Origin of the sequence: Micromonospora polyrhachis, assembly GCF_014203835.1 — a bacterium.
Classification (GTDB): domain Bacteria; phylum Actinomycetota; class Actinomycetes; order Mycobacteriales; family Micromonosporaceae; genus Micromonospora_H; species Micromonospora_H polyrhachis.
Genome location: NZ_JACHJW010000001.1, coordinates 1,647,380 through 1,660,181, shown reverse-complemented (window position 1 = coordinate 1,660,181; position 12,802 = coordinate 1,647,380). Strand labels below are relative to the sequence as shown.

Sequence of the window (12,802 nt, the reverse complement as noted above, 5' to 3'; positions counted from 1 at the left end):
TCCCGCGTCGATAGGCAGCGGCGGGCCCACCGACGCGCCAACGAACCGGTCGCCCGGGTTCGGGGGAGTCGGCGGTGCATCGCCCGCCGGCCACAAATAGACTCGCTCAGGTCACGGCGTCCGGGATACGACCCGACCGCTCGCCGGCACGTCCGGCATGACATCCGCACGCTAGGCATGAAGGGGGCACCGATGGCCGCCATCTCCCGCGAGGAGGTCGCGCACCTGGCGCGCCTGTCGCGGCTCGCCGTCACCGAGGAGGAGCTGGCGACCTTCGCCGGCCAGCTCGACGTGATCCTCCAGGCGGTCGCCCGGGTCGGTGAGGTGACTGCCGGGGACATCCCGCCCACCTCGCACTCGGTGCCGCTGACCAACGTGCTGCGCGACGACGTCGTGGTGCCGGGCCTGACCCCGGCCGAGGCGCTCTCCGGTGCGCCGGACGCCGAGGAGCAGCGCTTCCGGGTGCCCCGCATCCTGGACGAGGAGGCCTGAGTTTCATGAGCGAGCGTAGCGAGCGAATCGGTCAGTTCAGTGTGAGGGCTCATGCTGGTGCGCAGCGGAGCGGAGTGCCGGCATGAGCGAGCGTAGCGAGCGAATCAGCCAGTTCAGTGTGACGGGTCATGCTGGCGTGGAGCGGAGCGGAGTGCCGGCATGACCGACCTGACCAGGATGACCGCGGCGGAGATCGCCGGGCTCGTCGCCTCCGGCGAAACGTCGGCCGTCGAGGTGACCCAGGCCCACCTCGACCGGATCACCGCCGTCGAGGACCGGGTGCACGCCTTCCTACACGTGGACACCGAGGGCGCGCTGGCCGCCGCCCGCGCCGTCGACGCCCGCCGGGCCGCCGGCGAGGAACTCGGCCCGCTGGCCGGGGTGCCGGTCGCGGTCAAGGACGTACTCACCACGAAGGGCGTACCGACCACGGTCGGCTCGCGCATCCTCGAAGGCTGGCGTCCGCCGTACGACTCGACCATCGTCGAACGGCTGCGGGCGGCCGGCACGGTGATGCTCGGCAAGACCAACATGGACGAGTTCGCGATGGGCTCCTCCACCGAATACTCCGCCTACGGGCCGACGTACAACCCCTGGGACCTGACCCGGATCCCGGGTGGCTCGGGTGGTGGCAGCGCCGCCGCGGTGGCCGCCTACGAGGCACCGCTGGCGATCGGCTCCGACACCGGTGGCTCGATCCGCCAGCCGGGCGCGGTCACCGGCACCGTCGGGGCGAAGCCGACGTACGGCGGCACCTCCCGCTACGGCCTGGTGGCGTTCTCGTCGTCGCTGGACACCCCCGGCCCGTGCTCGCGTACCGTGCTCGACGCGGCGCTGCTGCACGCGGTGATCGGCGGGCATGACCCGCGCGACTCCACGTCGATCCCGCAGCCGGTGCCGGACGTCGTGGCAGCGGCCAAGGCCGGCGCGACCGGTGACCTCAGCGGCGTACGCCTGGGTGTGGTGACCGAGTTCTCCGGCGAGGGGGCCGAGCCGGGTGTGGCGGCGGCGTTCCGCGAGTCGGTCGACACCCTGCGCAAGCTGGGTGCCGAGATCGTCGAGGTGTCCTGCCCGCACTTCGAGTACGCGCTGCCGGCCTACTACCTGATCGCGCCGAGCGAGTGCTCCTCCAACCTGGCCCGTTTCGACGGGGTCCGGTTCGGGCTGCGCACCGGCGACGACGGCAACCGCTCGCTGGAGGAGGTCATGTCGCTGACCCGGGAGGCCGGCTTCGGGCCCGAGGTCAAGCGCCGGATCATCCTTGGCACCTACGCCCTGTCGTCGGGCTACTACGACGCCTACTACGGTCAGGCGCAGAAGGTGCGGACCCTGATCACCCGCGACTTCACCGCCGCGTTCGAGCAGGTGGACGCGCTGATCTCGCCGACCACGCCGTTCGTGGCGTTCCCGATGGGGGCCCGCACCGACGACCCCTACCAGATGTACCTGGCGGACCTGTTCACCATTCCGACCAACCTGTACGGCGGCCCGGCCATCTCGGTGCCGTGCGGTCTGTCGGAGGGGCTGCCGGTCGGCCTACAGATCATGGCCCCGACGATGGCCGACGACCGGATGTACCGGATCGCCGCCGCGCTGGAGTCCGCTGTCGGCACCCTCACCCCACCGGCCCTGTAGAGCCTGCGGCATGCTCACCCGGATCGAGATCGACGGGTTCAAGTCCTTCCGGAACTTCGAGTTGGACATCCCGCCGTTTCTCGTGATCATCGGGCGTAATGCCGCAGGTAAGTCGAACCTGTTCGACGCCATCCAGTTGCTCAGCCGGTTGGCGGGGGAGCCGGTGTTGGAGGCTGCCCAGCACATGCGCGGCGACGTGGTCGACCTGTTCCATCGGCACACCGCCGGTAGCCAGGTCGACCGGATGTCGTTCGCGGTGGAGGTGCTGCTGGACCGGTCGGTCACCGATGCCTTCGGTGACACCGCCGAGGTCAACCACTCTCGGCTCCGCTACGAGCTGGAGATCGAGCTGCGCTCGACCGGCCATAGCGGAGCCAAACGGCCGTACGTCGTTCGGGAGGCAGTGCGGCGGCTCCGGAAGTCCGACGACCGGTGGATGGCGCGGCCGGACGTGGAGCAGTGGAAGCGGCTGGCGGTTTATCACGGCGGCGGCGTAGATCTGCTGGAGACGGAGCAGGACGACCAGGGGCGGCCGGTGTTCAGCATCCGGCAGCAGGGAAACCAGGGGCGCAAACGTAAGCTTCCGGCGAGCGCCGCGACCGCGACCGTGCTCTCCAGCCTTACCACCGCCACCGACTTTCCCCTACTCTATGCGCTGAAGCGGGAGTTACAGTCGTGGCGGCTACTGCATCTCGACCCGAGTGCCCTTCGTACTCCGGACTCCTATGACGACCCGGACAGCCTGGCCGCGAACGGGGCGCACCTGGCCAACACACTGCGGAGGCTGGCGGACGAGACCGGCACCGACGACCGGCCCGAAGGTGCGTTGAACGACCTCTCGGCCGATCTGGCTACCGTCATTCCCGGCGTGACCCGGGTGCGGCTCGCCGAGGACGACGCCCGCCGGCAGCGGCAGGTAGAGGTGATCACTCGGGAGGAGGCACCGTTCTCGGCGCGGGTGGCGTCTGACGGCACCCTTCGGGCGATCGCATTGTTGGCAGCGCTCTACGACCCGCGTGGTGCGGGGTTGATCTGTTTCGAGGAGCCGGAGAACGGGATCTTCCCACAGCGGTTGGCGCAGTTCGTCCGATACCTTCGTACCCTGGTCACACGTGCGCCGGCCAGCAAGTCGGAAGGTTCGGCCCTGACCCAACTAATCCTCAGCAGTCACTCACCGGCCATCCTGCGGGCACTGGAGCCGGTGCAGTCGGACCTGCGCACCGACGCGATCTTCCTAGACGTGGTGACCCGGGTTCGACGTGATGAGCCGCGTAGCCGGGTCAGCCGGTGGCGGTCGATTGCCGGAGACGGGCTGTTCGCCATCAGAAACGCCGTTGACATGGGCAAGGTGGTCGGTCGGACGGAGATCGACGAATTCGAGGTCCTGGCGGAGTTGGACGGCTGATGCGTTATCTGACCTCCGCACTGGTCTCGGAGGGCGTCACGGACGACCAGTTCCTACCGAGACTGCTCGGCCGGGCACTGACCGAACTGTGCTTCTCCGAGTTTGACGATCTGGTCGAGGTGGCGGATGTCCAGCCGCTGCGGGACCGGAAGGGGCCCTCGCCCATCGACGGGGTAATCGAACTTGTCGAGCGGAATGCCGGCAGCTTCTCCGTCATCTTCTTCCACCACGATCAGGGGGCGAATCCCGCTCGGGTGGCGAGCGAATGGCTGCAGCTGCTGCGTGAGCGGTGGGGTGACCGTGCCGAACAGGTGGTCGAGGTCGTCCCGATCCGGGAGACGGAGGCGTGGCTGCTGGCGGACGGAGAGGCGTTGCGCCGTGCGCTCGGGGTGCGGTGGAGCGATGTCGAAATGGGACTTCCCGCGCACCCGAAGGGGGTCGAGCGGATCGCCGACCCCAAGCGGGTGCTGAACGACGTGATGCGTCGGGTACGCCGCTCGACCGAGGATCATTACGCCCAACTGGGCGAACTGGTCTCGTTGGAGCGGCTCAATCTGGTTCCTGCCTATGCCCAGTGGTGGAACGACTCGGCAGTGGCGCTGTCAAAGCTGGGCTATCGCCGGATCTGACGGACCGGAAGTCGCGACGTCGCCTGAGGTGAGCCCCGGCTCATCGGCCCTCGGTGTCGCGGACCAGCAGGGCTGCCTGGACCCGGTTGGCGCAGCCCAGCTTGGTCAGGATGCGGCTCACGTACGTCTTGATGGTTGTCTCGCTCATGTGCAGCCGCCGGCCGATCTCGGCATTGGACAGGCCCTCGGCCACCAGGCGTACGACCTCCACCTCACGAGACGTCAAGGCGCTCAGCCGATCACCGGCCTCCTGCCTGCGTCGGGCGGTCTTCGGCGTGACCATGCCGAGCACCAGGCGGGTCACCGCCGGGGAGAGGTAGGCGTCGCCAGCGTGTGCCGCCTGGACCGCGCGGATCAGCTCGTGTGGCGTGCAGTTCTTGAGCACGAATCCCGCCGCGCTGTGCTGGAGGGCGTGCAGCACGTTCGGTTCCGCGCCGAACGACGTCAGCACCACCACCCGCAGCGCGGGTACCTGTCGACGTAGCTCCTCGATCGTGCCCAGCCCGTCCAGGACCGGCATCTTCAGGTCGATCAGCGCCACGTCAATCCGGTGCCGGATCGCCTCCGTCACGGCTGTCCGACCGTTCTCCGCCTCGGCGACGACCGTGATGTCCGGCGCGGATTCCAGAACGGTACGAATGCCGGCCCGGATCAGGGGTTCGTCGTCGGCGACCAGCACCCTGATCACTTAGCTCACCCCCACCAGGAGGGTCGCGGGCAGGACCACGAACATCAGTGCTGCGGCGGCGAACCCGACGGCGACCGTACGGAAGCGGCCGACCGGGGATGGATGGCTGACCTCGTCGACCGGCTGGTCTACGGCGCTGGGCGGTACGGCGGGCAGCATCGCGTAGAGCCGGAAGACCCCGTCGGCCAGGCAGTGATCCAGGAACCCGCCGGCCGGTAGCACCCGTTCGCTCAACCCGGTCAGACCGTGACCGGCACTCGGCGCGGGCGGCGGGTCTGCCAGCGGATTGGTGACGGTGAGCAGTAGCGCGTCCGTCTCCCACCCGAGGTCTATCGTGATTGCTTGACCTGGGGCGTGTTTGACGGCGTTGGTCAGCCCTTCCTCGACCACCCGGTACGCCGCCTGCCCGGCCGCTGTCGACAGTGGTCGCGGCTTGCCGTGCTGGTGCAGCGCCACGGACACCCCGGCCGCCTGGAACTCCACCACCAGTCGGCCGATCGCCGGGACGCCCGGCGCTCCGGCGAGCGCATCGTCCGGTTCGCGCAGCGCCCCCACCAGCTGGTACAGCTCGTCCATCGCCCCGCGCGTCGCGGTTGCCAGCTGGCGGACCGCCTGCTGTTGCCGTGGCGGCAGTTCCGACACCTCCAATGCGGCTGCCTGGACCGATACCAGGCTGAGCCGGTGGCCGAGCGAGTCGTGCATGTCCCGGGCGATTCGTAACCGCTCGCTGAGCCGTTCCCGTTCGGCGATGATCTCCTGCTCCCGGCGGAGCTGCTGGTTGTTTCGGCCGAGTGCCGACACCAGCCGCTCGTGCTGCCCGAGATATCCGCCGACCAGCAGGGGCAGCATGACGAACACGAGGAACGTGGAGATGATGGGCCCGATTGCCTGCGGTTGTCCGCCCCGGGCCACGAACTGGGTGCCGAGCCCCCCAACCGCCGTACCGACGATCACGGCGGTGCCGGTCCGGGAGACGATCGACCGCCCGGCCTGGTAGGCGGCCCAGAGCAGCAGGACGTAGGTAGCGCCGGTCAGCGTGGCGAGCACCAGCGCGGCCACGAACGCGGCCGTGGGGCTGCGATATCGCAGGACGATCACCAGCGCGACGGCGAGTGCGTATCCCGCGACGGCAGCCGGGGGCAGGCCGTCGGCGCGGCTGGCCGCCAGCAGCCAGGTGTCCACGGTGACCACGAGGGCGGCGAGAAGATGTTTGCCCACGCCTAGCAGGCTAGATGGACAGCCGGACTACTTTGCAGCGAGCGGCGTGAATCGTTCGGTGCCGGTGACCCGCAGCAGGTCGAGTGCCACACTCTCGGCCGTGCCCGGCGCGGCCGAATAGACGATGAGCGTCTGGTCGGCGTCCGGCACCAGGAGGGCGTCGCAGTCGAGGGTGAGAGTGCCGAGCGTGGGGTGCAGGATGGTCGTGGTGGTGCCCCGCAACCGCTCCGATCGCGCAGCTCGCCACAGCTCGTCGAACCGTTCACTGCCGGAGCGCAGATCGGCGATCAGGCGCCTGAGCCGGGGGTCGTCGGGGCCGGGCCCACCGGCGGCTTCTTCGACCGTACGGGCCCGGCCCCCTGGTGACCGGCGGCGCAGGAGAGGAGAGCACCATGGCATCCAGTGAGGCGCGCAGGGGGAGTGACATCCTGTCGATCGGGCTGCACCCGAGCGCCGTCGACTATCGCCGGCACCCCGGTCTGGACGAGGCGACCCTGGCCGCCGGATCGAGGCCGGTGAGGCCGCGCTGCGCGAGGCCGGTTTCGACTTTGTCTCGTGCCAGGTGCCGTCGGCACCCGACGAGGCCGAGGCAAGGGTGCGCGAGTGCGTCGCCGCCGGGCCGTTCCGGGTCGCGATGATCGGAGCAGGTGTACGGATGGCCCCGGAGCACACGCTGCTGTTCGAACGGCTCGTGAACGTCCTGACCGAGAGCCAGCCCGGGATCAGTTTCTGCTTCAACACGTCGCCGGAGGGCACGATCGACGCGTTGCGCCGCTGGGGGCGACAGCGGCAGGGCAGTCAGTAACCCGTGTCCGACCACCTGGCGCAAGCGGATCAACTTTGGCGGCGGCGACCGACAACCTTCGAGGACTGCCCATGCCCGGCCCGGTCCATAGCGTTGATCCGGTGATGGAAGTGCGGAATCTCAGCAAACGGTACGGGAGCACGGTTGCCGTGGACGGGCTAACCTTCGCCGTACGACCCGGCCAGGTGACCGGGTTTCTCGGGCCGAACGGCGCCGGTAAGTCCACCACGATGCGGATGATGCTGGACCTCGACCGGCCGACCAGCGGTCAGGTCCTCGTCGGCGGTACGCGCTATCGGCACCTGACGGAACCGCTCCGGCGGGTCGGCGCGCTGTTGGAGGCCAGGGCGGTGCACCCCGGCCGCAGCGCGTACCACCATCTGTTGTGGCTGGCGCAGAGCAACCGGATCCCGAAGGCCCGGGTGTGGGAGGTCCTGGAGCTGGTCGGCCTGACCGGTGTGGCGAAGAAGCGGGTCAAGGGGTTCTCGCTCGGCATGGGGCAGCGGCTTGGCATCGCCGCCGCGCTGCTCGGCGATCCGCCGGTGCTGCTGTTCGACGAGCCGGTCAACGGGCTGGATCCGGAAGGCGTGCTCTGGATCCGGCACCTGATGAAAGGGCTGGCCGCCGAGGGGCGCACGGTCTTCGTCTCCAGCCACCTGATGAGCGAGATGGCGCTCACCGCGGCGCATCTCATCGTGATCGGCCGTGGTCGGCTCCTCGCCGACACCACCGTCGACGACTTCATCGCGGCCCACGCCCGCTCGTACGTCCGGATCCGTACGCCGGAGCCGGAGCGGATGCGTGACGTGCTGACGGCGGCCGGCATTCCGGTGCGGCCGGCGGCGGACGGCACGTTGGAGAGTCACGGAGCGGAGGCCGCGAGGATCGGTGAGTTGGTGGCGGCGCACAGCCTGATCGTCCACGAGGTCAGCACCCAGTCGGCCACGCTGGAGGAGGCGTTCATGCGGCTCACCGGGGACACCGTCGAGTACCGGGCCGTTGGAGGGCAGCGATGAGCGCCGGCGCGGTTTTTACCGCCGAATGGACCAAGATCCGGACTGTCCGGTCGACCAACTGGACCCTGCTGCTGGGCTTCGCTCTCTGCGTCGGCCTCGCCGCCCTGTTCGGGCTCAGCTTCCGTAACACTCCGTCGGAGCGGTTGAACAACTTCGATCCGCTTTTTGCCGCGTTCTACAGCCTCACCCTCGGTCAACTAGCCCTGGTGGCGTTCGCGGTGCTCGTGGTCGGCAGCGAGTACGGCTCCGGCACGATCCGCGCGTCGTTGGCGGCGGTGCCCCGCCGGGGCCTTTTCTACGCCGGCAAGGTGCTTGCCGCCGCACTGCTGGTGGCGGGAGTCTCGCTGGTCACCGTGCTGGTCACCTTCTTCGTGGCGCAGGCGGCGCTCGGCCCGCGCAGTACGACCCTCGGCGCGGATGGCGTGCCGCAGGCGATCGTCGGCGCGTGGCTCTATCTGACACTGATCTGCCTGTTCGCCACTGGGGTGGCGGCGACGCTGCGCAGCTCGGCGCTGTCGCTCGGGGTCCTGATTCCGCTGCTCTTTCTCGGCGGGCAGGGGCTCGGCAACATTCCGAAGCTGAAGACCGTGACACAGTTCCTGCCGGACCAGGCGGGTTGGGTGATCATGCACCTGGCAGGCCCACCGGATGATCCCCGCTGGGCCCGCGCCTACGGCCCGTGGACCGGGCTGGGCATCCTTGCGCTCTGGGCCGCCGCTGCCCTCATCGGCGGCTATCTGGCGCTGCGTCGCCGCGATGCCTGAGGCGATCGCCGCGACCCCGGCCATCGTCGACAAGATCCGGGACGGCAGGGTGGTGGCGTCCGGCGCGCTGGTGGGTGCGGTCATGAAGACCATTCGGGTGCCCACGACTACAGGTCAGCGTCTTCGAGGCGCGTCGATTACTGTGTGCGCCGTGACTGGGCCGGGGGAACGAATTTGATGCGCGAGATGCTCGACAGCGACAACGACTACCCGTTGGGCTGACCGTGGCCACCGATTACCGACTGCGCTACGAGAGCGCTTTCGCTGCCCACCTCGCACCGGGCGAGACCCTGATCGAGGCGCGCGAGGCGAAGCGCCCGCTGGGCCCGGCACCTGAGAAGCCCGTCCGGCCACCCGACCCGCCGTCGGGCACCGGCACGGCGGTCGGGGCCATGGCGGTGGTCGGCGTCCTGGCCAACGCTGCCGACGCGATCGACAACTTCGGCTCCGGTGGCCCGACGGACTGGCTGATGCGGCTGCTCTTCGGCCGGGCAGCGCGTGGCCGGCCGGAATCGGTCGCGGGCAGTTGGGCCATGGCAGTCCCTACCACCTACACGCTGGTGGTCGCGGTGACCGATCGGCGAATGTTGATATTCAAGCTGTCCGGCCAGGACCCGATCCGGGCGTTCGGGGAGCCGCCCGAGCCGGTGGCACCCGAGCGGTTGACGCTGCTGTGGTGGGTGGCGCGGACGCAGGTGACCGGCGTCCGGCGTCGGCGGCACCGGCTGCACGGTGCCCGGCTGCGGGTGGAGTTCCGTGACGACTCGTGGCTGGAGCTGACCGGGCCGATCCTGCTGCGTCGCTCTGGCGCCGAGGCGCTGCGGGCCGCGCTGACCGGCTGAGCCGGGCGGCACTCAGCGCCAGGGGCAACCCGCCCGCTACCGTCAGCGCCGGAACGCCCCAAACCCCCGGCAGCCCGGCCGGGGCGAGCCACTAGGCTGGTGCTGGTTAATCCGGTTGCCACGCAGAGCTGGAGTTCTTGATGAGCACGACCGTGCTGCCGTCGTACGACGAGGTTGTCGAGCGTTATGAGCCGGTGATCGGCCTGGAGACCCACGTCGAACTGGGCACGAACACCAAGATGTTCTGCGGTTGCCCGACCGACTTCGGTGGCGAGCCGAACACCCGGGTCTGCCCGGTCTGCCTCGGCCTGCCCGGCTCGCTGCCGGTGGCCAACAAGGCCGCGATCGAGGCGACGATCCGGATCGGCCTGGCGTTGAACTGCTCGATCGCCTCCTGGTGCCGGTTCGCCCGGAAGAACTACTTCTACCCGGACATGCCGAAGAACTTCCAGATCAGCCAGTACGACGAGCCGCTCTGCGTGGACGGCTACCTGGACGTCGAGGTCGACGGCGAACTCGTCCGGATCGGCATCGAGCGGGTGCACCTGGAGGAGGACACCGGCAAGACGCTGCACGTCGGCGGGGCCACCGGTCGGATCCACGGTGCCACCGAGTCGCTGGTGGACTACAACCGGGCCGGCATTCCGCTGGTGGAGATCGTCACCAAGCCGATCCCGGGCACCGGCGCGCAGGCACCGATGGTCGCCCGCGCCTACGTCACCGAGCTGCGTGACGTGATCCGTTCCCTCGACGTCTCCGACGTACGGATGGAGGAGGGTTCGCTGCGCTGCGACGTCAACACGTCGCTGAACCCGGTCGGCGCGACCGAGTGGGGCACCCGTACCGAGACGAAGAACGTCAACTCGCTGCGCTCGGTCGAACGGGCGGTACGTTCCGAGATGCTGCGGCAGGCGTCGGTGCTCGACGCGGGCGGCCGGATCACCCAGGAGACCCGGCACTTCCACGAGGACACCGGGGACACCACCTCGGGCCGGTCCAAGGAAACCGCCACCGACTACCGCTACTTCCCCGAGCCGGACCTGGTGCCGCTCGCGCCGGATGCCGCCTGGGTCGCCGAGCTGAAGGCCGCCCTGCCGGAGCTGCCCCGGGTGCACCGTAAGCGGCTCCAGGAGCAGTGGGGCCTCTCCGACCTCGACATGCAGTCGGTGCTCAACGCCGGCGCGGTGGAGCTGATCGAGCAGACCGTGGCCGCGGGCACCACCCCGGCCGGGGCCCGCAAGTGGTGGCTGGGCGAGCTGTCCCGCCGGGCCAACGAGACCGGTGTCGAGCTGGCCGCTGTCGGGGCCACCCCGGCCCAGGTGGCCGAGCTGCAGGGGCTGGTCGACGCGGGCAAGCTCAACGACAAGCTGGCCCGTACCGTGCTGGACAGGGTGCTGGCCGGCGAGGGCTCGCCGACGCAGATCATGACCGCTCGTGGCCTGGAGGTGGTCTCCGACACCGGCGCGCTCACCGCCGCCGTTGACGAGGCGATCGCCGCCAACCCGGCCATCGCCGACAAGATCCGGGACGGCAAGGTGGCGGCGGCCGGGGCGCTGGTCGGCGCGGTCATGAAGACCACCCGGGGCCAGGCGGACGCCAAGACCGTACGGGAGCTGATCCTGTCCCGCCTCGGCGTCGAGGGCTGACCGGAAGGTCTGCGGGCTGACCGGAACGGAGAAGCGGCCCCGGGAGCGTCGACCTCAACGAGTGGGGGTCGGGGTCACCGGGGCCGACGGGTTTACCCCGGCCGGCTCCCTGATCACGTGCCGTTCCAGGCTGACCTGGGACTCGCCGGTCCCGCCGACCTGGATGTCGTCGTACGCCTGGAGCAGCTTCTGCTGGTCGAAGTAGAGCACGGTCATGGTCAGCGGGGTGGGCTTCTCGCCTTCCAGACCGCGCAGGCCCGCGCCCCCGGTGGAGCCCTGGATCATCAACTGGGTCGGCGGCTGCCCGGGGACCTCCGGCAGGGTGCGTGTCTCGCGCTTGTGGGTGTGCCCGGCCAGCACCAGCGGACAGGTGCCCGACAGCGGTCCGGCCGAGGCCGGGTCGTGCACCAGGGCGATGTTGACCGGGGTCGGTGATGCCTTGACCGTGGCGGCGAGTTTGTCGCCGGTCCCGATGAGCGCGTCGGCGGTCTCCTTCGACAGGCCCGAGCCGGCCGGTGAGGTCGCCTTGTCGGGGGTGAACCGAGGGTCGCCGATTCCGGCGATGGTCAGCCCGGCCACGGTGGTGGTCGAGTTGTTCAACACGATCGCGTTGGGCTGGCGGGCCACCGCCGCCGCCGTGGCCGGCGAGTCGTGGTTGCCCCGGATGAAGACGTACGGCTTCTTCAACACCCCGATGGAGCCGACGAACGACGCCTCCGGTTCGCTGCCCCAGTCGGTGATGTCGCCGGTGTCGACCACGACGTCGATGTTGAACTGCTCGACCACGGTACGGATGAGTTGCCATCCGGTCGGGTTCAGGTGCATGTCGGAGACGTGCAGCACCCGGGTGGTGCCCGGTGCGGGTTCGTAGACCGGCAGTGCCGAGACCGTGGTGTAGAGCTGGCTGACGTTGCCGACGAGCCGTTGCAGCTGCTCGGCGTACTTGCTGTAGTCGTTGGCGATCCGCCGGGCGTCACCGACGATGGCCGGGGCGTTGACCAGCAGCCCCTCGTAGCGGGGTTCCTCGATGGACTCCGGGCGCAGGGTCAATCCGGCGATGCCGAGGCTGCCGCCGGTGAGTGCCAGGGCCAGTACGCCGGACCAGGCGACCCGGCGCATGTTGCGGAAGACCAGGGCGGCCAGGATCAGCGTGCAGAGTACGGTGGCGGCAATCGTGCGCATGCCGACCCGGATGACCCCGCTGGTGACGTCCTTGACCGCCGACTGGCTGGCCCGGTTGAGGCTGGCCGGGTCGTCGATCAGCGCCTCGGTGCGCCGCTGGTCGAGTGAGCCGAGCTGGACCGTCAGCCGGGTCGGCCCGTCGTGGCTGTCGAGTTGGAGCGCCCCCAGCGGCGGGATGTTGACCCGGGTTTCGCCGGTCGCCGACGGGGTGATCGCCATTTCGGCCTGGAACGGGCCGACGTCGGTCTGCACCCGACCCCCGAGGAGCATGCCGACCACGATGCCGACCAGACTGACCGCCAGGACGGCCAGACCGACTCCGATCCGGCGGCTGGCGGTCGACCGGAGGGCGGTGCGGGATGTCCGTAGGGCACGACGTACCGCCGAGTCCGGTCGGCCCTTGGCGGTCTGCTCGTCGTCGTGGCGTCCGTCCATGTTCACATCATCACCTGCCCCACGGATGATCTCGGCAAACCCGGC

The 12,802-nt window shown here is 69.7% G+C and carries 13 protein-coding genes and 1 pseudogene; 10 read left to right on the top strand and 4 right to left on the bottom strand.

What is annotated here, in order from left to right; all coding sequences use genetic code 11:
• Positions 1–192 precede the first annotated feature (192 nt).
• From gatC to FHR38_RS06740, 4 genes are all read left to right on the top strand, one after another.
• Entirely contained in the window at positions 193–492 is a 300-nt protein-coding gene (gene gatC, locus FHR38_RS06755; RefSeq protein WP_184533776.1) for an Asp-tRNA(Asn)/Glu-tRNA(Gln) amidotransferase subunit GatC, read from the top strand.
• A 159-nt stretch (positions 493–651) separates the two neighbouring features.
• The gene (gatA, locus tag FHR38_RS06750; RefSeq protein WP_184533774.1) at positions 652–2,127 is read left to right on the top strand and encodes an Asp-tRNA(Asn)/Glu-tRNA(Gln) amidotransferase subunit GatA; all 1,476 of its coding nucleotides are present in this window, start codon (positions 652–654) and stop codon (positions 2,125–2,127) included.
• A gap of 10 nt (positions 2,128–2,137) precedes the next feature.
• A complete protein-coding gene (locus tag FHR38_RS06745) occupies positions 2,138–3,532 on the top strand; it encodes an AAA family ATPase (protein ID WP_184533772.1) in 1,395 nt (464 codons plus the stop codon).
• Positions 3,532–4,161: a DUF4276 family protein gene (locus FHR38_RS06740; RefSeq protein WP_184533770.1), complete on the top strand. Its 630-nt coding sequence runs from the start codon at positions 3,532–3,534 to the stop codon at positions 4,159–4,161. The genes FHR38_RS06745 and FHR38_RS06740 overlap by 1 nt, the downstream gene beginning before the upstream one ends.
• 40 nt (positions 4,162–4,201) lie before the next feature.
• Here FHR38_RS06740 and FHR38_RS06735 read toward each other — a convergent pair whose 3' ends face one another.
• From FHR38_RS06735 to FHR38_RS06725, 3 genes are read right to left on the bottom strand one after another with little or no spacing between them, the layout of a single operon-like run.
• Positions 4,202–4,849: a response regulator gene (locus tag FHR38_RS06735; RefSeq protein ID WP_184533768.1), complete on the bottom strand. Its 648-nt coding sequence runs from the start codon at positions 4,847–4,849 to the stop codon at positions 4,202–4,204.
• Positions 4,850–6,067 carry a sensor histidine kinase gene (locus tag FHR38_RS32000; RefSeq protein WP_184533766.1) on the bottom strand — a complete coding sequence of 406 codons (1,218 nt, stop codon included), beginning with the start codon at positions 6,065–6,067 and terminating at the stop codon, positions 4,850–4,852. It lies immediately after the preceding gene.
• A 27-nt stretch (positions 6,068–6,094) separates the two neighbouring features.
• Positions 6,095–6,466 (bottom strand): MmyB family transcriptional regulator, encoded by a 372-nt coding sequence (locus FHR38_RS06725; RefSeq protein WP_184533764.1) that lies wholly within the window; start codon positions 6,464–6,466, stop codon positions 6,095–6,097.
• A gap of 163 nt (positions 6,467–6,629) precedes the next feature.
• Here FHR38_RS06725 and FHR38_RS31540 point away from each other — a divergent pair, with 163 nt between their 5' ends.
• The 6 genes and pseudogenes from FHR38_RS31540 to gatB all read left to right on the top strand — a co-directional run bounded on the left by FHR38_RS31540 (position 6,630) and on the right by gatB (position 11,140).
• Positions 6,630–6,872 (top strand): hypothetical protein, encoded by a 243-nt coding sequence (locus FHR38_RS31540; RefSeq protein WP_221448933.1) that lies wholly within the window; start codon positions 6,630–6,632, stop codon positions 6,870–6,872.
• Positions 6,873–6,973: 101 nt separating this feature from the next.
• The gene (locus FHR38_RS06715; protein ID WP_184533761.1) at positions 6,974–7,888 is read left to right on the top strand and encodes an ABC transporter ATP-binding protein; all 915 of its coding nucleotides are present in this window, start codon (positions 6,974–6,976) and stop codon (positions 7,886–7,888) included.
• The gene (locus tag FHR38_RS06710) at positions 7,885–8,652 is read left to right on the top strand and encodes an ABC transporter permease (RefSeq protein WP_184533758.1); all 768 of its coding nucleotides are present in this window, start codon (positions 7,885–7,887) and stop codon (positions 8,650–8,652) included. The genes FHR38_RS06715 and FHR38_RS06710 overlap by 4 nt, the downstream gene beginning before the upstream one ends.
• Positions 8,639–8,830 (top strand): annotated as a pseudogene (locus FHR38_RS33510) (hypothetical protein); the annotation flags it as partial. The gene FHR38_RS06710 and the pseudogene FHR38_RS33510, both read left to right, overlap by 14 nt.
• Positions 8,831–8,876: 46 nt before the next feature.
• Positions 8,877–9,494 carry a hypothetical protein gene (locus FHR38_RS06705; RefSeq protein WP_184533756.1) on the top strand — a complete coding sequence of 206 codons (618 nt, stop codon included), beginning with the start codon at positions 8,877–8,879 and terminating at the stop codon, positions 9,492–9,494.
• A gap of 140 nt (positions 9,495–9,634) precedes the next feature.
• Positions 9,635–11,140: an Asp-tRNA(Asn)/Glu-tRNA(Gln) amidotransferase subunit GatB gene (gene gatB, locus FHR38_RS06700; protein ID WP_184533754.1), complete on the top strand. Its 1,506-nt coding sequence runs from the start codon at positions 9,635–9,637 to the stop codon at positions 11,138–11,140.
• 54 nt (positions 11,141–11,194) lie between these two features.
• Here gatB and FHR38_RS06695 read toward each other — a convergent pair whose 3' ends face one another.
• Positions 11,195–12,757: a metallophosphoesterase gene (locus FHR38_RS06695; RefSeq protein ID WP_184533751.1), complete on the bottom strand. Its 1,563-nt coding sequence runs from the start codon at positions 12,755–12,757 to the stop codon at positions 11,195–11,197.
• Between the last annotated feature and the right edge of the window lie 45 nt (positions 12,758–12,802).

Coding starts and splice junctions, on each gene's coding strand:
- gatA (WP_184533774.1), top strand. CDS start 652: ATGACCGACCTGACCAGGATGACCGCGGCGGAGATCGCCGGGCTCGTC.
- FHR38_RS06740 (WP_184533770.1), top strand. CDS start 3,532: ATGCGTTATCTGACCTCCGCACTGGTCTCGGAGGGCGTCACGGACGAC.
- FHR38_RS06695 (WP_184533751.1), bottom strand. CDS start 12,757: ATGGACGGACGCCACGACGACGAGCAGACCGCCAAGGGCCGACCGGAC.
- FHR38_RS06725 (WP_184533764.1), bottom strand. CDS start 6,466: ATGCCATGGTGCTCTCCTCTCCTGCGCCGCCGGTCACCAGGGGGCCGG.
- FHR38_RS06745 (WP_184533772.1), top strand. CDS start 2,138: ATGCTCACCCGGATCGAGATCGACGGGTTCAAGTCCTTCCGGAACTTC.
- gatB (WP_184533754.1), top strand. CDS start 9,635: ATGAGCACGACCGTGCTGCCGTCGTACGACGAGGTTGTCGAGCGTTAT.
- gatC (WP_184533776.1), top strand. CDS start 193: ATGGCCGCCATCTCCCGCGAGGAGGTCGCGCACCTGGCGCGCCTGTCG.
- FHR38_RS06710 (WP_184533758.1), top strand. CDS start 7,885: ATGAGCGCCGGCGCGGTTTTTACCGCCGAATGGACCAAGATCCGGACT.